Below are 23782 nucleotides of genomic sequence, written 5' to 3'. Positions count from 1 at the left end.
ACTACTAACGAATGGCTTGGAAATTACACAATGCAATGTGGCCCGGTCTGGTCGGGAAAGAGGAGGGCTCTGCGGAGCCGCCCATCAGTCTCGACCGGATGCTGGAACTCACGACTCGGAGTGAAGTGGAGGGAAAGACCTTTGATGGAGTGGACCTCTTTCTCTATCAACCGCATCTCGATATTGATGCGAGTGATGCCGAGATTCGAAAACTGGCTGACAAGATCGCAAACGCGGGCTTGAAAGTCGGCTCGGTGGTGGCGCCAATCTGGCCCGACACCGAGGGAGGCAGCGCCATGGGGTCGGCCGATGAACGCACCGCGTTCGTGAATGCCGTGCGTAAAGGTTGCCAATACGCCAAGGTCCTGCGCGAACATGGTGTTCGCGAGTATGGCTCGATCCGCATCGACTCTGCTTGCGGGGTCGAGGACTGGGCCAAAGATCCTGTAGCCAACACGAAACTCATCGCGCAAACCTTCACCGAAGCAGCAAAAGTCGCGGAGGAGTTCGACGAGGTACTAGTAGCGGAAGGGGAGATTTGTTGGGGCGGGATGCACTCTTGGAAAGACATGCTCGACCTGCTGGAGGCTGTCGGCCTCCCCGGGCGCTTGGGCTTCCAAGCTGACCTCGCCCACACTTATCTCTTTTTGCTAGGGTATAACGCGGAGGAACACCGCTTGCTCTCTGAGGGACACAGTGAGGAAGAATTCGAGTCCGCTTATGCGGAGATGACTTCCAAGCTTGCTCCCTGGACTTACGATTTCCACGTAGCCCAGAATGACGGGACGGTCCACGGGACCGGAGCACACGACAAGACTGGACGTCACTGTCCTGCCAAGGATCCAAACGGGAAGTTGGATATTGTGAAGTGTGCCAAGTCTTGGCTTCTCGATGAGAAGGGGAATCAGCGACCGGAGATTCAGCACATCTGTTGGGATGGCTGCATGTTCCCCAACAGCACTTTGGAACAGCAGCAAACTTGGAATGATATTTTGGCCGTGATGATCGATATCAATCAAGTGCACGGCTAGTTTTAGATTCTAACAAGAAAGGCGAGGCTGGCTATTTCGATAGCTGCCTCGCCTTTTTTTATCGCAGTTGAGGCCCCCGACTTAATCGAGTGGAGTGTTCCTATGCCCTCCGCCGGCGCAGGAGCCCCAAGAAGCCAAAACCTCCGAGTAGGGCGACCGAAGGCTCAGGGATGGCGACCACCCGGAAATTGTCCACGCTGCCGATTGTCCCCAGGTTCCGGGCGTCGGAATAAATGCCGACATAGTCCGCGCTGTTAGGAGTGCCGGGAGTGCGGGTTTGCCCAACGGTGCGGACGCCTCCAGCGTAATACCCCGTTTCGAAAGTATTGGTGTCGGTGCGGGCAATGAAGAGGGTCTCGTAAGTTGGATTTCCTATGCTTGAACCAGAGCTGGGGAATTCGCTAGGCCCGTCAAAGCCGCGGGTAAAGAGTCCGCCGGAATTCTTGTTGTAGACGGTGACGTAGTCTTGTCGGACACCAACCGTCGGTGCGGTGCCCCCCACGTAGAGACCTAGAGCGTCGTTGCCGTCATTTCCGCTGAAGGAAATCACATCGAGTTGGACCTCTTCGCCGATCGCGAGAGAAAGTCCATTGTAGATGAAGGCTGATTGCTCGATGCCGTCGAAAACTGTCGTATTCAGTTCGAGTTGCCCACTGTTCACTTGGAATGCCGCGGTATTGCTGCCGCCTCCGTTGGCATCCAGAATCACGGTGGAAGTCCAGTTCCCCAGTCCACTACTGAAGTCGTCTGCGACCAATGCCGCTTGGAGAGCTGTGACGCCACCGATTCCACTGAGCAGGAGTGCAAGAGTTGTTGATTTTTTCATTTGAGTTTTGGTTCTTTTATCTGAGCCGGAAGGACAGTTTTCCTTTCGAGCGCAACGTCCAGTAGGATACGGATGGGCGCACTGGGTCAAGATAGGTCGAGGCATGTAAACATTATTATGGATGATGCTTGAGATACCTTGTCCATAATAGTGTTTAGGGAAAGGAAGGTCCCTTGACTCCAAAGGGGGATTCTATCTTCTTCTACTCTGGCTTTGTCTTCTGGAGGCATCCCGAGGCGCAGGGTCAACAAGCAAAGCAACTCATGAAACTCACAACACTCAAACCGATCTTACTAACTGCTTTTCTAAGCAGTAACTTTCTTCAAGCGGAAGAAGTTATCATTGATGACTTTAGTAATGACCTCTCAAATTGGACTAGTACCGTAATCCTTGATGCGGGAGGGACCGGGAGTAATGCCTTCGCTTGGGAAATTGTCGATGAAGTCTTAAAGCTGACAACCTCAGTTTACGATGGTATTGAGCAATCAGCCTTCACCTACGACGGATTAGCCCTTGCGGTGGGGGAGGAGGTTCAAGTTGAACTCTCCAACTTTGAGCCACCCGGAGGAAACGACAGCTTGGGACTCTACGTCGGGGGCACGGCACCTACGACTGGAGTGCGTGAGGACTACATAACGGTCTACGCCAAGAACAATGGCATCTTCTGCCGTGGGTTTGACGGAACGGTGGAGTATGACAACCCCCGCCGCATCACTACCGATTACGACAAACTCTTTATCGCACGGATCGAAGAGAACACTTATCAAGCGGGTTTCTACAATGGGGAAGATCGGGAGGTGGTGACCACGAGGAGTCCGGTTGTTCCGAATTCCGGAAACTATGTTGGAATCTACTCGGATGTCCGGGCGCTCTCTACTTTGGGTGATCTGGATAACTTCTGCATCGCTGCAGCCCCAAATGGCTATGAGTTCAGTATCAGCGAAGCCACTTTCGCGACTGGCGAAGCGACCGGATTCTTGGTAGGGATTCTCACTGCCACTGTTTTTGAGGCCTTTGAAGATTCGACGTTTTCTTTGGTTTCGGGAGAAGGCGACACAGACAACAGCTTGTTTCAGATCGGAGGGACTCATTCCGATGAGTTGCTGACCAACGCCGACTTCACCGCTGCGGGGGAAGATCCCGTTGATGGGCAGACTTACTCGATTCGAGTCGAGGCGACTGATGTTGCGACTGGAAACCTGACCACGGAGATGATTCTTACCATTACAGTCTCCAAGGATGACGACCTCGACGGTCTCAATGATGAGTGGGAATTGCGTTGGAAAGGGGTCCTCACTTCTCTTTCCGTCGGCAATGATGCTGACGGCGATGGCATTTTCGATGATGAGGAATACGCGATTTTCCAGGGTAGTTTCTTGGATCTTCCGGCCTATGATATCAATCCCGGATCCTCTGATACCGATAATGATGGCCTGACCGATGAGGAGGAGTTGTTCGAATTTGTGGGTGACCGGAATCAGACTGATCCGACGAATCCTGACTCGGACTTCGATGGCTTGACTGATTTTAATGAAACAGGATCGGGAGCGGTGGAGACCTTGCCTCTTGTGGGGACCTCCGGGAACAATTTGGATTCGGATGGAGACGGGGCCAAGGATGGCTATGAGCTCGCACAGGGAAGTGACCCTCTCCTGGACAGCAGTGTTCCTCCTTCTGTTTCTGCCAGCGTCAGTGTGACCCAGATCACCGATGATGCGAGTTCGGGCATCAGTGACAGCAAGGTCTACACCCACGCAATTAGCGGGGGATATGCAACCACAGTCAATGGGGTGGACTTTGATGTTTTGAATACCACGGAAGCGCCAGCGAATTTCGAGTGGACGGCTCCGAGTGGAAAGAACCAGATTGCCGCTGCGAATCTAGGGAGTTGGCTGCCTTCCAGCGGGGGAGTCACCGGCAGTGAGGTCATCGACTTGCTGAGTGGATTCACCTACTCGAATGGCATCGCGCCTCCCGGGGGAGCTCAGACTTTTACCCTCTCGGGGCTTGCCCCAGGGTCGACCTATGAACTTCGCATTTACACACGGGCCTGGTCTCCTCTGGATGATAGCGGACGCTTGATTGACCTCACTTTCATCAATGGCAGCGAGGAGGTGCAACCCTGGAACTCCTTGGCCTTTGACCGCCCGAGCAAGGTGCTGGGTTTTGGAAATGACGATGAAGCTTACTTCATTTCCTATAGCTACACCGCCGAAGGTTCCGACTTGGTCGTTGAGGCACCGATGCCTCTGGGAGCCAATGCGGGCACGGGAGGATTCGATACCCTGCATCTCTATGGACTAACCAATGAGCTAGTCGAAGCCGGACCAGTCGGACCGGAGATTGTCGACATCTTTTTCGAAGGCGCGGACCTCAAGATCAAGTTCTCTCCCGGTGGTCCTGGTTTCATTCTCACTTCTTCGGATGATTTGACTTCATCGGCTGACTTCACTGAAGAGGTGAACGCGACCTATGACAATGTCGATACTTTCACCGTGCCTGCTTCCGCGCTGGATACGGATGGGAACGACTTCTTCCGTATCGAGTCCCTCTAAATAACTCTAACAAACCTATCCCTACTTTTGCCGGCCTCTTGGTCAACTTACGAGTCGACCAAGAGGTTGTAGGGTGGTTTTTGCCTTGGGCATTCGAGTCCAGTAGCTGGCAGAAGCCCTCTCCGAAAGAGGACAGTTTGGAGATTAAAAAATCTCAATCACGGGCTGGCTCTCTAGTCGAACGTTCATTGCCGCATCCCCCATTTCCTTTTTTTATTTATGTCTTTTTCAAACTCTCGCCCTGAATCCCCGCTCACTCTGGGGCTTTCTCTCATTTTTATTTTTAGTGCCTCGCCTGCGACGGCGCAAGGGGTTGCGCCTTATCAGCAGACCGATAGCGACACCTTGATTCTTTATCATTTGGATGAAGGAAGCGGGAGCGCTCTCGTGAATGCGGCTTCACCAGGAATCTATGATGGGGTGTTTTCAGCGGGCAGCAGTGTGCCTGCGAGTGCCCAGGCGATTTCTTCGACCTCCGGCTTTTCAGGTTTTGGAAATGCGCTGAATGTGGGGGTGAACGAGGGCGTCGGGGTGGACGTCGATGAGAGTGGTTCTTGGAATTTTGAAAGTGTGGAACCCGCGGACCGGTTCGACATGTCCTTGCTGGGAGACGAGTTTACGCTGGAGGCCTTGGTGAAGCTACCCTCCCTCACTCAAGCCAATCACATGCACATCTGGGGTGGGGACGGCCAGTTGACGCGAGCGTTTCAATTTCGAATCAACAACGGAGGAGTGCTCAATTTCGATCCGGTTCCCGGGGGGAGCGCGGTGACTTTCGATCTTACGTCTATCACCGGCGATCATGCCTTCGTTGCTGACGAGTGGTTCCATGTCGCGGTGACCTATGACGGCAGTGGATCGGCCGGAAGCGAGGTGGTCCGGTTCTACTGGACGAGGCTCGATAGCGGCGCGCCGATAGCCAACGAAGTCTTCGTCAGTGCGGAGGGGGCCGTTTCTTTCGATGGGACCATCGACTCTCCCTTGGTCTTCGGCAACGAGGGACGGGGCAGTGGGAACCTGGGGTTGGATGAAGGGGTGCAGGGACAGTTGGACGAAGGACGGGTAAGCACGGTGGCGCGGGCCGTTGATGAATTTATCTTCTCAGAGAGTCTACCCGTTCCTTACTCCGATGGAACTCCTCTTCACCTTTGGCATTTGAACGAGTCCGCAGCTCCGTTTGCGGATACGGGAAACGGAAATTCTCTTGCCTTGAGTTCGGTCGGCAATCCCGGTGCTGGAGTCACCGGGGTCTTCAACTTCGGGGACGCGGTCGAACTGAGTGACAGCGATGACGGGTTGCTCGGGGGGAGTGACGTGAATGTCTCGCAAGTTTTGGGTGCCAACCACACTTTGGTGGGGTGGACGATAGAGGCTTTGGTGAAGTTCGATTCTGTCGCGGGCTCGCCACGGGAAATTATCAGTATGGATGATGAGAATTCCGACGGGGATCGTCCCTTCCAGTTCGTTCTCTTCAATAATGGTGCCGACCTGCGCTTTCACTCAATATCAGCGCTGATAGGCAACCCGTTCGACGCGGAGATTCCGACCAGCGGCCCCCATGCCTTTGTCGCTGATGAGTGGTTTCATGTCGCGGTGACTTACACCGGGGATGAGGCCGAATCAGATAACCTCACTTTCTATTGGACGAGGGTCGATAGCGGCGTGGTGGCAGCCAATCCGATTGGCAGCTTCGATATGACTGCTGACGTCTCTGACGGAAATGGCGACTTCGGGATTGGCAATGAATTCCGTGATGCATCGAGTGAAAGTCTGCAAGGATGCATCGATGAGGTGGCCATCTGGGAAGGAGACAAGAGTGCCAATGAGTTTCTCTTTGGCCTTTCCAATGACGTGGATGGTGACGGGCTCCCTGATTCCTGGGAGCTCCAGATTGTAGCGGCTGACGAAGGGGATGCCGTCGTCAGCATTGAGGATGTGATCGCGAGTGATGATTTCGACTCGGATGATCTCACCAATGAGCAGGAGTTCACGATTGGGACCAATCCGGTGGTCGCGAATGATCCTGATGATCTCGATGAGGACGGCTTGCTCGACAATTGGGAGTTGGCTTATTTTCCCGATATTTTCGCCTATAATGGAACCGACAATCCGGATGGAGATATTTATTCCAATGAAGAGGAGGAAAACAATGCGACGAACCCAACTGTGTTCGATGATCCCAATGACCTGGATGGGGACGGCCTGCTGGACTCCTGGGAGCAATCGATTGTGGATGCAACTACGGGCGACGGGTTGAATTCCATCATCGATGTCTTTCCTCAGGATGATTTCGATGGGGATGGGTTTTCCAACAGCGCTGAGTTTATCGCGCTTTCAGACCCTGCGGCTGCAAGTTCGGTTCCCGGAGACGGGGATTCTGATGGCCTTTCGGATGATTGGGAAGAGCAGTCGTTTGGTGGGCTGAACGAGACGGGGAGCGGTGACCCTGATGGAGATAGCTTCTCGAATTCGGCCGAGCAGGCGGCAAATACCGATCCCAACGACCCAGCTGACTTTCCAGGCGCTGCGGTAGACTCGACCAGGCCAAGCGGGTTGATGGTGGATCTTTTGGCTTATCCTCATCTCACCACCATTCCTGATACTCAGCCAGAGTTCGCGTGGATTTTTCATCCCGGCAAACGCGGTGAGGTCCAGAGTGCCTACGAAATCATTGTCTCATCCACCGCCGGTTTGGTTGGCGCTGGCACGGGTGATGTTCTCGCCACCGGCAAAGTTCTCTCGAATGCCTCGGTCAATGTCGCCCCCTTCACCACCGATTTGGCTCGTGGGCGGACCTACTTCTGGCGGGTGAGAACTTGGGGCGAAGGTGAAGAACCGTCAGGGTGGTCCAAGATTCAGTTGTTCAAAACGGAGGCGACTTCTACCCCGAACGGTGGACGGAGTGTGAGCAATTCCTCCGAGAACCGATGGTCGGGTCGTTACCAACCCGACTTCGACACTCAGGTTGCCCCCGTTACCGTTGTGGACAAGGGGAGTGGAAATTACTACATTGATTTCGGTCGCGACGCCTTTGGGTATTTAACTCTTCACTTGGACGGAAACTATACCGGTCAATCATTGGAAGTTAGAATGGGGGAAAAGGCCTTTGGCACGTCAGTGAATATGAGTCCCGGTGGCACGATTCGCTCGGGATCGACTTCGGTATCTCTGCGCAATGGGGCGCAAAGCTATGATGTTCATTATTCGACCACTTCGGTTGGGATCGACCTTTCCTGGACCGGTGGGGTGATGCCCTTTCGCTATGTGGAAATCCTGGGTTCACCCGAGCCCATCACCTTGGGGAATGTGCGGCAGGTGGTGCTTCACACTCCGTTTGATGAAGACGCTGCTTCCTTTGTTTCCTCGGATAGCACCTTGAACGCGGTGTGGGACCTTTGCCAATACTCCATGAAAGCCACTTCCTTTGCCGGGGTCTATGTCGATGGCGATCGGGAGAGATTGCCCTATGAGGCGGATGCCTACATCAATCAGCTGAGCCACTATGGGGTCGAAAGGGAATTCACCATTGCGCGCCAGAGCTACGAGCACTTGCTCGATAACCCGACCTGGCCGACTGAGTGGCGACTGCACTTTCACCTCATGGCTTGGGCCGATTATATGCAGACCGGGAACAAGGAGGCCTTGGCTGCCAACTATGATTCCTTGAAGACTCAGCTGCTGCTCGACTGGAGCCGCTCGGATGGTTTGCTGCAAAGTCAGACCAGCGGGGTTCCGCGTGACATTGTGGATTGGCCGGCGGGGGAGCGGGATAACTATAGCTTCAGCAACTTGAACACAGTGGTGAACGCTTTCCACTACAAAGCGCTGCGCCTGATGGCCCTCATTGCCACCGAGCTGGATAACGGAAGCGATGCGGCAGACTTCACCGCCCGAGCTGACCTGTTAGAGTCCGCCTTCAATACGAGCTTCTGGAACGGGAGTCTCTATCAGGATGGGGCGTCGCGTTCTCATGTCTCGGCCCACGCCAACTTCTTTGCCATGGCCCATGGCTTGGTTCCGGAGGACCGGGTGACTGCGGTGATGGATTTTCTCAAGACCAAACATATGGCGTGTAGCGTCTACGGCGCCCAATACCTCATGGAGGCGCTCTTTGAAGGCGGTGAGGAAGACTATGCCATTGGTCTGATGACGGACACCGACCCGCAATACAAACGTCATTGGTGGAACATGATTGAAGAGGGGGCGACCATCAGTATGGAAGCCTGGGGGCAAGAGTTTAAGCCCAATCAGGATTGGAATCACGCTTGGGGCGCTGTGCCGGGGAACATCATCCCGCGCTATGTTCTCGGTCTCAAGCCGTTGACTGCGGGCTATGGGGAAGTCGAAATCAAGCCGCAGATGGGAACTGGCGACGGAGTCAACGGGCTCACCTCGGCATCGGGAAAGATCCCTACTATTCGTGGTCCAGTGATGGTGGCAGTGGATGAGAATTCGCCGTCGACCTTCAGGCTTCGGGTCGAGATTCCTGGCAACATGTCCGCCCGAATTCTCGTTCCTTCCAAAGGGCTCGCCGAGGCCTCCGTGATTTGTGACGGTGTGGTGGTTCCTGCGGTAGAGGAGAATGGTTATTTGGTAATCGAGAACGTGCCGTCGGGTGAACACGTGATCTGGCTCAGTGATTCTGCTACTCCAGACGTCGAGGTTCTGAAGGAGAACTGGAAAGCGTTTATGTTCGGGAGCGAGGCTTCCAATCCGGTTGTCTCAGGTGACTCCCTTGATCTCGATGGAGACGGGAAGACCACATTGGAAGAGTTCCTTGCCAACACGGATCCTCTCGATGCAGGTGAGAACTTCGAGGTCCAAGAGATGGAGGTCGATCTGGATGTGGAATTCTTTCAACTCTCCGTCCCTGGAAAGAGAGGTCGATTCTACCTTCTCGAACGTTCGACCCTGTTAGAGCCGCTCCAGTGGGAGACCGTAGATACCACTTCAGTTCTGCTCGAAGATGAGGAAGTGACCCTCATTGACGACACGTTGCCTGATTCGCCCCGGGCATTCTATCGCGCGCGAGTGAATCTCCCGTGAGCCCTTTTTCCTTGGAAAAGGATTCGGTCCGGCGAGGCTGATGGAAGTCGGCTCCTAGGGCGAGTTCTCGCCGTGGCCGATATATTTCATCACGGCTTCGGTGCGGGTGCGGACGTGGAGCTTGTCATAGACTCTCTGGAGGTGAGTGTGAACGGTGGCAAAGCCGATTCCGAGTTCGGCTGCGATCTCTTTGTAGAGGCGCCCCTTTGCCAAGAGATCGAGAATCTGAGTTTCGCGGGGAGTGAGCTTGAGGTTCTCGTCCGCAGGAGTAGGGGGATCGTGTTGGAAGTGCTGCACCACCTTTCGCGCGATCGCGCTGGACATAGGGGAGCCTCCCGACATCAGATCCTGAATTGACTCCAGGAGTTTGTTAGGAACATCGCACTTCAGCAAGTAGCCCGATGCTCCCGCGGCCAAGGCTTCGAAGATGCGGTCGTTCTTATCGTCGATGGTGACCATCAGCACCAGAATCTGTGGGCAGATTCTTTTCAGTTGGGCGACACATTCGATGCCGGACATTCCCGGCAGCTGGATGTCCATCAGGACGATCTCCGCGCCGCTTTTCGGGATCCCTTTGATGGCGTCCTCGGCAGTCGAGTAGGAAGCGCAAAGTTCCAGCCCCTCGGATGATTCGATCAATTCTTCCAAGAGCTCCCGGAGGGGCCTTTCATCTTCGACGACAGCGAGGGTGTTCTTTTTCATAGTATGGGGCAGGAACTTTCATCCTGGGTGGGAAGGGGTGCGCTCAAGCAGACCTGTGTTCCTTTCCCGAGAGAAGATATAATTTTACAGCTGCCGCCCAAGTCTTTCATTCGTCCGACGAGGTTTTTCAAGCCGTTGCAGATCGGATCTGTCTGTTTGGGATCGAACCCGCAGCCGTTGTCTCGCACCTCGATATTCAATTGGTCGTCACTGCAATCGAGAGAGAGATGGACTTCGCACGGGCCGGCGTGTTTGACCACATTGTAGAGTGCCTCTTTCACCGCGAGAGAGATGTGATGGCGATAGTCGGACCCCAGCACGTAGTCGGGAACCCGGGAAGGGATGTCAAAGCGGCAGAGGATGGTGCTGTCGCCAAAGACGTCTTCCGCGACACGCGTCAGGTGGGAGGCCAAGTGATCCAAGGTGTCGTATTTGGGGTCCACGGCCCAGACCAGCTCGTTCATGGCGTTGACCAGTTCACGTGCGGAGGCACCCAACTTGCCGAGATGTTGCTTCAACTTGGCTGGGTCGCGTTCAGCCTCCTCTTTGGCACGGGCGGCGGTCATGCGGAGAAAGCAAATCCGGTTGCCGAGGTCGTCATGCATGTCGCGGGCGATGCGGATGCGGTCTTGCTCGATGGCATTTTCAAACCACATCTGACGGAGGCGTCGTCGGTTGAGCCGACGGGCGTGCCGGAACAGTGCGAGGGCGAAAAGAGCGACGGTGGCCGACGTCAGTGCGGGCCAGAACCAAGCTCGTTCGGACAGCGCAGGGCGAACCCGAAAGGCCTGCACGAGGTCAGGACCGTCGATGAGCTCGCCATTGATGAGGCCCACCGCCCGAAAGACATAGTCGCCGCTAGAGACATTGAGAAAGCTGGATTGATGGACTCCCTTGGCAAAGACATTGTAGGATTCCTTCCAAGTGCACGAGATGGTTTTCCCAAGATGAATTTCGGGATCGAGGTCGATCTCCGAGATCCAGCTGCCGGACTTGCTTTGCTCTCCATCAACTAACACGAGAAACCGGCTCGTCGAAGAACGATCGACTTGGGCGATGGCCGGGTCGCCGCCGCTTCGGGTCCAACCGCGGGGAACTCCGGCAGGGGAGTCGAGGTTTTCTCCGTCGGCCAAGTTGGAGTTGGGCCAAAAGGAGTTCGCGGAATCACTGGCCAGCGAAAGGTTCAATTGGCTGATGGCAAAGTTGCCAGTGGTATCGGGAGGCCCTGAGTCGAGGCTGATTCTGAGTTTCCTGCCAGTGAGAGGAATGAACAAAGGTTCGGCCCGTGGGCCAAAGGTGGACTCGGAAATCGGGGTCTTCCAGCCGTCACTGCTGCCGTTTACCAGATGGCGATTCTGCGAGACGATACGGTCTTGAGCATCTAATACTTGGAAGGTCAGACTCATCCCGGCATCGGCATTGCGCCAGCTTTCGTCGAAGCCTTCCATCTGACAGCGAATGTCGGACAAGCCGCTGAGGGACTGGAGTTGGCTGTTGAATTGGAGGTCGAAGTCAATGCGGTGAATGCCCGGGGGTAAGGTCAGGGGGGATGAACCGGGTCGGTCTGGCAAAGCGACTGGCTTTCCGTCGACCCGCATCTCGGTAATGGTAAGAATCTTTCCATCCGAGCGAGCTTTGTTAGATGGGGAGGGATCGAACTTTTCCGAAGGGACGCGCATTTCTCCGGGGACAAATAGATAGTCGGTCTCGTGGCGAGCGAGGGAACTAATTCGCACCTCGTCGATGTTGCCGCAAAAGGGCTCCGCCTCCGCGTTAAAGTGATTGCGCGCCTCATTACCAATGGCCAAGTCACCCAGCCTACCGTTGAGGTCATTGGAAAGGGTGCCACCTCCGATGAGGTTGGCCTCGGTGGCTCCGCTGTCTAGCCGCGTCCAATAAAGGCGGAGGTTGGCCGAGGTTTCCTCGCGCCCGTTGTAGGTGACAGCGACATGGAACCAGTCTTTGGTATTGAGAGCATGGGGGCCGACTGTGGGAATCGTGGCCATTGCTCCGCCGGTGCTGCCGCTATCGGGTAGAGGATTGAAGGTGAGAAATCCCTGCCTCTCGATTCGGAAGTTGAAGATGCGTTCATTGTCCTCCCCATCCATGGAAAGAATGGAAAGGGCGATCACCTCGGCCTCGGAGGGGTGCTGGTCGAGTTTGACAACTGCTTCAAAGGTGAAAGCGCCATCCTCACCAAAATACTGAAAAGAGGAGTCCACGCGGTCAGCCGCACCCTCGGCGAGTTCCTCCTTGGCGATGAGGACCGCTCCCATCAAGTCCGAATTCCCAGGCGTTCCTCCCACATTGTGATTGAAGGATATGGCTTTGCCCAAGCCCGGGTAGGAGTTCTGGGACGGCCTGGCCCCGTTGAACAATCCCAGCATGTCGGTCTGGGTTGGTCCTTCGTCGCGAAAGGGCGCTTTTGCCTCATCGAGATGCCAGAGGTGGAGGGTGTGCGGATCAGCTTGATAGGGAGCAATCGCAGTTTCCGCAGCAGCCACGAAAAGTTGTCCGCAGAGAGCGACGGAAAAAAGGGCAAGGCGAAGAAACAACGAAAACGGCATTCAATAAGGATTCGCCAGATTGAAGGCAATTTGCCGTCAAAGGAGAACCTTAAAATCTTTCGACCGAGATTCGCGGAAAGGGGGGCCTCACCCCAGTTTGAAAATGCTTACTTCAAATGAAGAACGCCTGCGTCTGCGCTTCCATCACTTCGGAGTTCTTCGTCAGGCTTTGCTATTTTCCGCTGCGGTAGCGAAGAAAAAGACGCTCGGAATTTTGCCGAAGAAAGTTGTCGTCGGGCAGGGCCCAAAAGCCAAAGACCTCTCCTTGGGAACCACTCGATTGGGCCACCCGAAGGCCGGGAGGGTGGTCATACCAGGTCTCGAGATTAAAGCTATATTGCGGGACCACCGTCTCACCGACCGAGAGCGGCAGTTGGTAGCTTCCGAAGAGGCTTCCTCCTTGCTGCTTCAAGTCGATGGCAGCTCCCGCAAAGCTTCCCAATTTCCATCGGGGACGGCTGGTCTCCATCGTGGTGTTTTCGACTTCGTATCCCCAGAATTGGAGAGGGTTGAAGCTTGTGCCGGCACTGAAGGACAAAGAGAAATCCCCCAACTGAACTTCGCCAACTCCGGTTGTAGGAGCAAAGGCGAGAGTGAGCTCGGCCCGATTGCCCGCAAAGTCGGCGGCTTGAAACTGCCCGCTCGCAATCGCGTTTCCTTGTGAGAGGACTTCGAGGAGCTGGTTGTCGGAATCGATGCGAAGGGCCAGGGCTTCCGCTCGGGTATCACTGGCTCCTAACAGAAAGGAACCAGCTCCACCGGAGGGGAATTGCATCACGAGGTCGAAGGTGACGGCTTGGCTCAAACCCGTCTCGAAAGGGAGGTAGTTGAAGCCGTAGCCAACATTTGTCGAGGTGAGGGAGTAGCCGTTGGAGGCTCCCGAACCATCGAGTTCTCGAATTTTGAAGCCAGAGTTGTCGGAGAATCCGGACTGCACAAAGAACTCTTCAAAGTCGCGGTAATACCTGTCGACGGGCACTTCGTGGGTGCCCTCGATGAGTGGAATCAGGCGATTGAGAATCTCGCTTTCGCTGCCGGAGAGGTCATTGCTTTCCAGAGGATCACTCGCGAGATTGAAGAGCTCGTAGTTGGGTGGGTTGATGTCGTTGCGGGTTCGCACCAGCTTCCAGTCGCCCTTTCGCACTGAACGAAAACCGGGGAACTCCCAGTAATGATACTCCCTCGGCTCCAAGGTAGACTCGTCGCCACCGAGGAGGGCGGGCAGAATCGAGCGGCCTGTTAGGTGCGGAGGAGTGGCGAGTCCCGCGACCTCGGCAAAGGTCGGAAGCATGTCCGCGAAGGTGCCGATGACATCCGAGGTCGACCCTGCGGGGACTTTTCCCGGCCACCAGGCGATGAAGGGAGAGCGAATTCCACCTTCGTAGGTGTCCCGCTTCATGCCGCGCAGATCGTTGAACCCCAGCTTGAGGTGTTGAGCGGTTAGAAAGGTGGGTTCATCTTCTCCATTGTCTGAACAGAAGATGACGAGAGTATTGTCCGCGATGCTGTCGGAGGAGTCCCCGTCTTCGTTGGGATCGAAGAGTTTGTCGATGATGCGGCCGGTGTCGCGGTCAGCAGCGGAAACCATCGTCGCATAAGTGTGGGGGACGAAACGTGGCCGCCCCTGACCGTCGGTGCCGAAAGGAGCCCCAGGATAGAGTTCTTCTAACAGAGTTTGTTCGGGGTCGGTGTGATCGTAGATCAGTCCGTCCGCATCGGTGAGCGCTTCCACCCGCGCCGCGTTGTAGAAGTAGGCGTGCGGAGGGGTCCATGCGCAGTAGAGGAAGAAAGGCTGATCCGCATTGTCCTCAATGAATTGCAGGCCTTCCGAGACGACTACGTCGTGAGAGCAAACATTGCCCACCGCATCATTCCAGTCATCGGTCTGGGTATTGAAGTTCTGCGCCCCGGGAATATAGAGCTCACTTCCGTTCGCGGTCGCAAGCGCTTGGTCGAAGTAGATCTGCTCTTGATTCCTCCAGAGAAACTTGGGGAAAAAGCGATGGGCGTTGACCTGATCGAGATAGCCACAGAAGAAGTCGAATCCTTGGTTCCATGGCGCGCCCGTGCCCTCGGCGGTTCCCAGTCCCCACTTGCCTACGCATCCGGTGGTGTATCCGGCTTGCTTAAGGGTTTCCGCGATCGTGACGCGCTCGGCCTCTAGGTTGAGAACCGAGTTGGTCCGATCCTGTCCTCGACGGGAGTCCTGACCTGTCATCAGTTGCGAGCGGCAGGAATGGCAGACGGGGCTGGCGGTGTAGTAGTCGGTGAACATCATGCCCTCCGCAGCCATCTGGTCCACTCGCGGAGTTTTGAGGGTGGCCTGCCCGTAGACCCCAATCTCGCGCGTATCGAGGTCGTCGATCATGATGAAAATGATGTTAGGGCGTTCGGCAGGCTGTTTCGTGTTGTCAAAAGGATCGGATCCCAGGGTGATCTCGATGCCGTCGTTGATGCCATCGCTATCGGTATCTGCCAGCAGAGGGTTTGTCCCCGTATCGCCTGACGAGAGATAACTTCCCGAATTGGATTCCACCCCGTCGAGGAGGCTGTCCCCATCACTATCGGGGTTCGTGGGATCGGTCACTCCCGCGACTTCCACATCATCATCCAAGCCATCACTATCAGTGTCCGCCAAGTTAGGATTGGTTCCTTCGCTTTGTTCGGACAAATTATCAAGCCAGTCCCCGTCGGGATTGTCGGAGGCGGTTTGTTCCAAGTTCCCGAAGTGCACGGTTTCCCAAATATCAAAGAGACCATCCTCGTCCTCATCTGTGGTAGGAAATCCGTCTTCAAAGGCATTTCCATGAACGAAATAACGCAGGTGACGGGTGTCTGCTGTTTCGTGCGCGGTGGCAGTCACTTGAATCCGGCCCTGGGTCTCTCCTTCGTTGTATTGAAAGTAGTCGGGACTGGACGCGCTGGACTCGTCATAGGTTAGGAGAAAGCCGAAGCTGGACTCGTCCGGGACGAAAACAGGTTCCGCAAACTCCAAGGTCACGAAACGGTCTCCGGCGATGGGGCCATTGAGAAGAAAAGGCTCGGAATAGAGCTCGTTGACCTGAGTGCCGGCGAAATAATTGGATCGGTCGGAGGAGGTGCTATGCCCAGTTCCACTATCCCAATCTGTGCGAGAGCCGCTAAAGAGGCGAACGGAGAGAGTGTCGTTAGAAAAGGTCTGGCTGCTGTTTTTGTGGATAGTGATCCCCGTGATTTGGTAGCCGCCGCTCGGGGATTTACCTAAATCAAACAACTGGCCCCGGGCGTGGTTCGTGTTCCGGTCTTCGTCGAAAATCCGAGAAAAGGTGGTGCCCAAATTATTGGCCGAGAGGATTTCTGCCGTGGGCGCAACTGAGGAAATTTCAACATTGGAAGACGGGGGCGGCGGGACGTTGGAGGAGAGGGTAATCACCCCGTTGGTGTTGAGAAAAAAGGTTTCGAATTCGCCAGGTGCGATACTCACTCCGTCGACCGTGACCCGACCCCATTCGGCTTCAAAAACGTCGTCCCAAGCAGTCGCGGAATCGAGGGTCATTGAGCCCGTCCAGTCGGAAGAGAAATGGATGCCAGAAGAGCCGCCGCTGCTGTTGAAAAGCGCAGTGACAGAGGGCGCGTTGAAGCTGAAGTCGCCTCCAATGCTCAATGTCACGTTGGCATTGGTAAGAAGCGAGGTTGCCGAGCCGTTGACGAAAGATCCCCCTTGCAGATTGGCGGTTTTTTCACCCGCATTGGATTGATTGATCGCGATGTTGGAGGTGGTGGTGATGGTTCCGCCGGTAAGAGTGAGAACGGTGTTTTCTTCCAGATCGAGATTGGGGGTGGAGAAGCTCCCGCTGGAGATGGTGAAATCACCTCGCAGACGAGCTTGGTTTGTCGTGGTGAGCGCTCCTCCGTCGATGCGGAAGCGATGGCCATTCACGAAGAAAGTCCCGCTGGTGCTAGACAGACTTCCTCCGTTCAAATGGAAGGTGAAATCAGGATTGCCGACCAAGTTGAACTGTCCGCCGGTGCCATTGCCCGCAGTCTGGGTCACGCTGAAGGCCCCACTTGGAAGGGGATTCATGTTGCCATTATCGCCTGCGCCCAAGGCCGAGAAATCGTAGTCGATAGCGATGAAGCCATCGTTGCCTGCTCCCGGGGTGCCGTTGTCCCAGCTGCCGGTACCATCGAGGTCGAAAGCGGATCCGCTGAGATTGGTTTGAGAAAAGCCTTCAGAAGTCAGAGAGACGAAGGCGGCCAAGAGGGTTGAACAGTGAAGTCGGGACATGGAAAGGGGACGCATCGGGTGCGAGAAATCGATTTTTATAGAAAACAGGCCACTTGGGTAAGCTGATTACCCAAGTAGCCTGCTTGAAAGGGGGTGATTACTAGATTTTTAGTATTTCAGATTTTTACTGCGCTTCGACTCGGAAGAAGTCTTTGCCATCACTGTCACTATCCAAGGAACTGGCAGCGATGGTGAAGCGATTGACTCCGTCATTGCTGACTCCCGAGGCGGCGGCGAAAGCAGTATCGAGATCCGGCGAAGTGGTGACCGTCAATCCGGCAACGCCTTCTGCAACCTCAATGAAGTAGTTCCCGCTTTCATCGAAACCGGAATCAGTGATGGTAATTGTTCCGGCATTCGAATTGGCGAGAGAGAGCACTCCTGTTGCTTCTGAGAAGGTCCAGGTGTTGTCACCGTCGACTAGAGTCCAAATTCCAGCAGATTCAGTAAATGACAGAAAGCCAATCTCATCGAACAGCCCGACGGAGAAGCTTGCCCCATAGTTGACCGTCAAATGAGTATCGTCGATCAAGCGCCAGCTACTACCATTGAACTGTGCGGTGTCTTCGCTGATCTCGACCACCAAGGTCCCGTCGAGATTGAAGGTTCCTGTTCCTCCAGAGATGCCTTGGACGACATTGCTTACTCCATTCGCTGCTGGGGATGCGGTCAACTCTCCACTTGGAGAGAGGGTGAGAACTCCTTCTTCAATGGTGGTATTTCCAGTGTAGAAATTTTGACCTGAGAGAGTTTGTGTTCCTGTCCCAACCTTTGTGTAATTGCCAGAAATTGCCCCATCTCGCAAGAAACCGCCAAAGTCACCACTTCCATTGTCTACTCCAAACGTGAACGCGGTATAGCCCGTATTCTCTGGATTGAATCCGGAAGTGATCGTTCCTTCGCCCGTCAGGCTGTCGACTCGGATATTTCCCTCAACCCCCGCGAAAGTTGCTCCAAATTCGACGTGGAGATCAGAAAGGTTATCAGTCCAAATTTCTCTTCGGGAGACTTCGTTTCCGGCGGCAGCTCCGGTGAAGGAGCCAGCCTGAACGTCTATCAGAGCGCCCGATTCGAATGCGAAGGTAGCCGCCGCGGCTCCCCAGCCAATCGTGCCGCTGCCGGTTTTGCGGAGTGTCCCCCCACCAGTGAAGGTTGTGCTCGCCCCGCCCACGTTAAAACCGCTCCCAGAATTAATCTCGAGCACGGTTGAAGGAGCAATACTGTAAGAAGTTGCGCCCATCGTTCCCGAGAAGACAAGTTCACCATTGGAAACAGTTACACTTCCAACATTGGAATAATTCCCAGCCAAAGTCAGGATTCCCGCCCCTAACTTTTGAAAAGAACCATCACCGCTAATGAGGCCATTGTGGGTGATGTCCGCCATGTTCGTGATAACCAACACGGAATCATTGGCTATCGCACTGTCCACAATCGAACCATCCGTCGTGCCATCTCCCAGGTTCAGGGTGCCCCCTTCGATAGTGGTTGCTCCTGTATAGGCGTGGGTTCCCAAGAGGGTTACTGTTGAGCTACCCTCGATCGAGACGCTAGTGGAACCTGCTATTCCATTGGCATCCGAGCTAGTGACTACGTATGGAGTGGAGTCGCTGGTGAATGACACCAAGCTGTCGAAGATTCCTCCCGTTTCGACGTTGACATCTGAAGTAGCGACTGGGGAGCTTCCACCATCGAACTCGTAATTATCTGCAAAAATAGCAACATCAAGGGGAGTGGTCGCAAAGGTGCTGAAGGTGACATTGTTCAAGGGTTCAGCCGCATCGTTGAAGGCGAAATTTGCGGTTGTCGAAAAATCCCAAGTGGACCCACCGAGCCCGGTCCATTGGGCCATGCGAGAAGTGAGTGGGAGCAAGGTGATGACGCCACTGTCATTTTGGAAAAAGAACTCGAAGTTGTCGGCCGTCACAGCAGTTCCATTGACGCTGACCCGACCCTCTTCCTCAAAAACTTCGTCCCACAAGGTAGCTGCATCCAGGGTCAGGGAACCCGTCCAATCCGAGTTGAAATCAATCGTCGAAGTGCCACCGGGACTACTGAAGAGGCTGGTTACGGATGGGCCATCGAAGGTCCAGTCTCCCCCGATAGTGACAGTCAAGTTGGAGCTCGCCAGCAAGGCTGTTGCCGAGTTGTTCAGAAAGGAACCTCCTGATAGCTCCACAATTTTCGAACCTGCGGCAGACTGAGCCAAGGCTTTGGCTGAGGTGGTTGTGACCGTTCCGCCCGATTGAGTGAATGTCCCTCCTTCCAGGTCGAGGGTCCCACTGGAGAAGGTTCCACCTTCCACAGTGATCGACGACCCTCCAATCAGTCTGGTGTTCGTCCCAGTGTAGCTACCGGTATAAAGATTCAAGGCTCCACCACTTGCGACGCGGGTTTCACCCCCAGTCTTGCTCAGCGAGCCCCCATCAATATTGAGAGTATGACCATTAACGAAGACAGTGCCACCGGTGCTGGTCAGGCTTCCACCATTCAAATTGTAGGTGAAATCAGGGTTCTGAGCTAAGTTCCACTGCCCACCAGTTCCGTCACCCGCGGTCTGGGTCACACTATAAGCGCCACTCGGAAGGGGGTTCACATTTCCGTTATCGGCTGCGCCTAAAGTCGTGAAATCGTAGTCGATGGCAATCGTGCCATCATTGCCTTCACCCGGAGTTGCGTTGCTCCAGTCGCCCTCGCCCGCAAAGAGGTCGAAGACTGGTCCGGTATAGTTTGTTTGGGCACCGGCAATCTGGACGCCCAGTGCGAGTGCGATAAATGGAGGGAGTTTTTTGAGTTTCATAATTTGCCGCTATGTGAAAATTCCGTCTTAGGTTTAGGAATGGCGACGGCGACGCACGAAGAGACCGCCGCAAGCGATAAGGCTCAACAGCGCGGTAGAAGGCTCGGGAACCAAGGTGATGACCCCGGCGTTGTTGAGGAAATAGGTTTCGAATTCGCCAGAACCAATGTTGACTCCTTCAACCGTGACTCGGCCCACCTCCGCCTCGAACACATCATCCCATGCGGTCACGGAATCCAGTGTCAGAGAGCCAGTCCAATCAGAGGCGAAATTAATCGTCGAGGTGCCTCCGGTATTGTTGAAAAGGCCAGTGGCGGAACCAGCATCCAAGACAAAGTCGCCACCAATTCCAATGGCCATGTTTGCATTCGCAAACAAGAAGGAAGCGGAGCTATTGCTGTAGGAGCCTCCTACTAAGTTTGCGACTTTCGAACCTGAGTTGGACTGAGTAAGAACGATAGCCGAGGTCGTGGTAATTGTGCCTCCCGTTTGGGTGAGAACTGAGTTGGTTTCCATATCCAGGGCCGGCACAGCGATTGACCCGCTGGAGATATTGAGATTACCCAAAACGCGCATCGTGTTCGCGGTCAGATCTCCTCCAGCAACATTAAAGGTGTTGCCATTGATGAAGAATGTTCCCGCAGTACTGGTGATACTCCCGCCGTTGAGATTGTATGTGAAATCGGAATTACCGGCTAAGTTCCACTGTCCGCCTGTTCCTGCCCCAGCAGTTTGCGTTACGCTGAAGGTGCCGCTCGGCAGGGGATTGACGTTACCGTTGTTGCTTGCCCCAAAGGTTGAGAAATCGAAGTTGCTGGCAACGCTGCCATCGTTACCCGCACCGGGGGTTCCATTGGTCCAATTGTCGGCATTGGTGTTCGTGGTGGCAGTGTCGTCGAAGAGGTCGAAGACGGGACCGATATACCTTGTTGCGGCCGAGACCGATCCGACTAAGAGAGAGCTAGCTAGAGTATGATGAAGGAGGTTTTTCATGGTTTTAGGTGTTTTGGCATATTTTTTGCTGCTAACCTGCCGCGATAGCTATGCCCGCGAAGGTTCTTGTGCCAACTTCATCAACTTGGACACAAGTTGACTGCCTTGCCTACCCACTCGAATAAGTAGGAGGGACGTCTCGCTTTGGATTCAAGCGGCTCTTTAACTCAGCAAGCCGGCCCGAAACGCCTTTGCAACTGCCGCTGGTTGAGACTGAACCTGCAGTTTCTTGTAGAGATTCCGGAAGTGAAAATTCACCGTGAAGGGACTAATATTCAGCCTCTCCGCAATCTGTTTATTCGCCAATCCTTCGGCCAACAATTGCAGCACTTCCAATTCTCTTTCCGAAAGGTCGAAGTCTTCAGGCGAGGGGGAAGAGTTCATTTCCTCCAGCACTGTTTTCGCGATGGCCGGACTCAGTGGGACTCCTCCTTCGGAAGCGCCTTTTAATCCGCGAATGATTTCCCGCGGAGTGGCCGACTTGAGCAAGTAGCCCGCAGCCCCGGCATCCAAGGCATCCATGACTTTTTCTTTAGCAGAAAACACCGTGAGCACCACGACCACGATGTTCGGGGCCAGCTCGGCCAGCTTCTGAATCCCTTCGACTCCGCTCATCCCGGGCAAACCGAGGTCCATCAGAATGAGGTCGGGATGCGATTCGGCAGAGAGGGTGTCAAACAGCGGTTGGCAAGAGGCAAAGACCTGGGGGCAGGAGATATCCTGATCGCGATTCAGCAAGCGTTGCAGCGTGCGACGATAGCCCGAATCGTCCTCGACTACCCAGATGTTCATTGCGGTCATGAGATTCTAGTTTGAAGTCTTGTAGGAGTGATCAGACTGGTTCAGCAAGGCCTTCAGAGGAACTTCTAATACGACCTGAGTCCCTTCTCCAAGACTGGAATTCAGCGTCAGCTGGCCAGCCATCTCTTGCGCCCGATTGCGGATATTCTCCAAGCCCAGTCCGCCTGAAGCCATCTCGGGGTTGAAGCCACAACCATTGTCGCGAACCGAGACCTGCAGGGCTTCATCGATGATGCGGAACTTGAGGTGAACCTCGGTGGCGTGGGAATGACGGGCGCAGTTGTGCAGGACTTCCTTGAAGAACATGATGAAGTGCCTCTTGAAAGGAAGGGAAACCTTGGAGTTCGGGCAAGCTTCGGGTGTTTCCACGGAAACCGTGGTGCCGGCCAGCACCCGTTTGGCCCGCTCGCTCAATTGATCGATGAGGGCCGGGAGACGAATGGAGTCCTCATCGATCACCCACACAATGTCGCGCAAGGAGGCCCAGGCCTCGCGGGCAATCAGGGCCAAGTCACCCAGGTCCTCGCGGACTTCTTCGTCCAACTTGGCTTGCTGCAGCTGCTCCGCAATCAAGGAAATACTCCCGAGGCTACTGCCCACATCATCGTGCAAGTCGGAGTGAATCTGTTTCCGCAGACTCAGTCGCGCTTGCGTTCGGCTCCGGCGGATGATGACCACTACTGCCGCTGCAGCTAACAAGAGAAAGAAGCCAAAAGTGAGTAGAGCCCGCTCTTGCAGGGTCTTCCATCTGGCAGTGGCTACTGCGAGTTCGGCATTGAGGCTGACCAGTCTCGCCTCGTGCGCTTTTCCCTTGGCCAGTTGCTGGAACCATTCTGGCAAAGGCAAGATGGAATGACCTCCCACCTTGCCGTCCACCAGGAGGTCGAGGTCAGTCTCATCCGGCAGACTGAAGTTGCGAGTGGTGATTTTTCGGCCTCTGGAATAATTCTGGCCCGAACGCACAATCTCGATTTCTCCAAGCGAAAAGACCGCTTGCCCCTGGTAGCTTGGGAAGTCGTTGCAAGAAATCTCCAAGGCTTTAATCGGGGAGCCCCCTCCGGGAATCCGGATCATTTGGTCGCTGGGCTGCTCCCAGTTGACCGGTTCCCCCAAGGGAAAACGACGCGCACGTTCATTAGGTTTATCGTCTTGTTCGACACGGTAAAGTCGCAGGTGCTTGGGGAAGCCGTAGCCGGGGAGATTGACTCCCTCCGGGTTTTTTCCCGGATAGAGATTCACCCACCCGAGGATTTGCGGTTCGTCGAGCTCGATTCGAAAAACCAAAGTTCCCTCCAAGGTTTCGGCGGGGAGCTTGAGAACGAGGTCCTTCGATTCGGATTTCTCTGCGGAGAGAGGCATCCCCAGGCTCTGGCGCGAGGAAACCAAGGCCTCAGAGCTCCAGAAGGGTGGGGAGTCAAAGCTCGAGGAGACGTCCTCGACTCCCGCTTTTTGCTGTTCACCCTGCCGAATGGGATGAATACGCCCGAGGGCGAAGAACTCCTCTCCATTTTGTTCGTGACCGGCAAAGACTTCGAGACGGAGACGATCCTCGGGAGCCTCGTCTTGGGGAAAGGAAAAATACACCGGACGATTTCCGGGATCGGGAAAATCGCGGCTGGTCCAATCGACCAGAATTTTTCCAGGATCGTCCTCACTGTCGACGGAACGGATGCGGAAACGTTTCGGAAAGGCGTAGCCGCGAAGGTTGGGGAGCCGTTGGTCGAAGGCCGGAACGAGCACCAAGGCCAAGGTCGGAAAGGAACCGGGAATCAGGTCCAGTGTCCACAGGGGCTCGTCGGGAACCTCTTCCACAGCAGGGATAAAATCACTGTGGTAGCCGAAATCATCAAACTGAACCCCCAGCTGCAAGGGTGCCAGGGCTTCCAGCTCCCGTTCTTCTTTTTCTATGCTCTTTCTCAGTCTCTGGAGATGCGAACTCAGTTGGTAGAAGGGAATCTTCGAGTGCGAGCAGGTTTCAGGAGGGGGAGGCCGCAAGGGGTCGGAATAGAACGGACTGGAGGGACTTCCGGACGTCGACCCCAGAAAGAGCAACCATCCAAAGCCGAAAGTCGTGAACACTGAGACGAGACTCCGCGTTTGGGGAAGGGCTCTGGTGCACATTTTTTCCGCCACGATTCTTTTTCTAGCAGAGAAGCAATGTGCAGAAAGAGGAATTCTCGAAATCCTCTTTCCCCAA

Annotated in this window: 11 protein-coding genes; 3 read left to right on the top strand and 8 right to left on the bottom strand. The window is 54.9% G+C overall.

Annotated elements, in window-relative coordinates; all coding sequences use genetic code 11:
* Positions 1–11: 11 nt before the first annotated feature.
* A complete protein-coding gene (locus tag IE099_RS06720) occupies positions 12–1031 on the top strand; it encodes a TIM barrel protein (RefSeq protein WP_229809423.1) in 1020 nt (339 codons plus the stop codon).
* A gap of 100 nt (positions 1032–1131) precedes the next feature.
* Here IE099_RS06720 and IE099_RS06715 read toward each other — a convergent pair whose 3' ends face one another.
* On the bottom strand, positions 1132–1857 hold the full coding sequence (locus tag IE099_RS06715) for a hypothetical protein (protein WP_189568630.1): 726 nt from the start codon (positions 1855–1857) through the stop codon (positions 1132–1134).
* A 263-nt stretch (positions 1858–2120) separates the two neighbouring features.
* Between IE099_RS06715 and IE099_RS06710 the strand changes: the two genes are divergently transcribed.
* A complete protein-coding gene (locus IE099_RS06710) occupies positions 2121–4412 on the top strand; it encodes a cadherin repeat domain-containing protein (RefSeq protein ID WP_189568627.1) in 2292 nt (763 codons plus the stop codon).
* Between the two features lie 219 nt (positions 4413–4631).
* Complete coding sequence (locus IE099_RS06705; RefSeq protein WP_189568625.1) at positions 4632–9458, top strand: alpha-L-rhamnosidase-related protein; 4827 nt, start codon at positions 4632–4634, stop codon at positions 9456–9458.
* Positions 9459–9512: 54 nt separating this feature from the next.
* Here IE099_RS06705 and IE099_RS06700 read toward each other — a convergent pair whose 3' ends face one another.
* The 7 genes from IE099_RS06700 to IE099_RS06670 form a co-directional block, all read right to left on the bottom strand.
* A complete protein-coding gene (locus IE099_RS06700; protein ID WP_189568622.1) occupies positions 9513–10160 on the bottom strand; it encodes a response regulator transcription factor in 648 nt (215 codons plus the stop codon).
* Complete coding sequence (locus IE099_RS06695; RefSeq protein ID WP_189568619.1) at positions 10157–12664, bottom strand: histidine kinase; 2508 nt, start codon at positions 12662–12664, stop codon at positions 10157–10159. The genes IE099_RS06700 and IE099_RS06695 overlap by 4 nt, the downstream gene beginning before the upstream one ends.
* 235 nt (positions 12665–12899) lie before the next feature.
* Entirely contained in the window at positions 12900–16994 is a 4095-nt protein-coding gene (locus IE099_RS06690) for a sulfatase-like hydrolase/transferase (protein WP_189568616.1), read from the bottom strand.
* A gap of 124 nt (positions 16995–17118) precedes the next feature.
* On the bottom strand, positions 17119–19791 hold the full coding sequence (locus tag IE099_RS06685; protein WP_189568613.1) for a beta strand repeat-containing protein: 2673 nt from the start codon (positions 19789–19791) through the stop codon (positions 17119–17121).
* Positions 19792–19824: 33 nt separating this feature from the next.
* On the bottom strand, positions 19825–20784 hold the full coding sequence (locus IE099_RS06680; RefSeq protein WP_189568610.1) for a PEP-CTERM sorting domain-containing protein: 960 nt from the start codon (positions 20782–20784) through the stop codon (positions 19825–19827).
* A 162-nt stretch (positions 20785–20946) separates the two neighbouring features.
* On the bottom strand, positions 20947–21585 hold the full coding sequence (locus IE099_RS06675) for a LuxR C-terminal-related transcriptional regulator (RefSeq protein ID WP_189568607.1): 639 nt from the start codon (positions 21583–21585) through the stop codon (positions 20947–20949).
* Between the two features lie 6 nt (positions 21586–21591).
* Positions 21592–23664, bottom strand: a complete 2073-nt coding sequence (locus tag IE099_RS06670) for a sensor histidine kinase (RefSeq protein ID WP_189568604.1) — start codon at positions 23662–23664, stop codon at positions 21592–21594.
* Between the last annotated feature and the right edge of the window lie 118 nt (positions 23665–23782).

The sequence above is a fragment of the Roseibacillus persicicus genome (genome assembly GCF_014651675.1).
GTDB classification, from domain to species: Bacteria; Verrucomicrobiota; Verrucomicrobiia; order Verrucomicrobiales; family Akkermansiaceae; genus Roseibacillus; species Roseibacillus persicicus.
Note: the sequence above shows the minus strand (reverse complement) of the source record. Positions and strands in the feature narration are given on the sequence as shown.

Bases quoted from the DNA above. Each gene is read 5' to 3' on its own strand.
- IE099_RS06720 (WP_229809423.1), top strand. From the start codon at position 12: ATGGCTTGGAAATTACACAATGCAATGTGGCCCGGTCTGGTCGGGAAA.
- IE099_RS06685 (WP_189568613.1), bottom strand. From the start codon at position 19,791: ATGAAACTCAAAAAACTCCCTCCATTTATCGCACTCGCACTGGGCGTC.
- IE099_RS06675 (WP_189568607.1), bottom strand. From the start codon at position 21,585: ATGACCGCAATGAACATCTGGGTAGTCGAGGACGATTCGGGCTATCGT.
- IE099_RS06700 (WP_189568622.1), bottom strand. From the start codon at position 10,160: ATGAAAAAGAACACCCTCGCTGTCGTCGAAGATGAAAGGCCCCTCCGG.
- IE099_RS06680 (WP_189568610.1), bottom strand. From the start codon at position 20,784: ATGAAAAACCTCCTTCATCATACTCTAGCTAGCTCTCTCTTAGTCGGA.
- IE099_RS06705 (WP_189568625.1), top strand. From the start codon at position 4,632: ATGTCTTTTTCAAACTCTCGCCCTGAATCCCCGCTCACTCTGGGGCTT.
- IE099_RS06690 (WP_189568616.1), bottom strand. From the start codon at position 16,994: ATGTCCCGACTTCACTGTTCAACCCTCTTGGCCGCCTTCGTCTCTCTG.
- IE099_RS06710 (WP_189568627.1), top strand. From the start codon at position 2,121: ATGAAACTCACAACACTCAAACCGATCTTACTAACTGCTTTTCTAAGC.
- IE099_RS06715 (WP_189568630.1), bottom strand. From the start codon at position 1,857: ATGAAAAAATCAACAACTCTTGCACTCCTGCTCAGTGGAATCGGTGGC.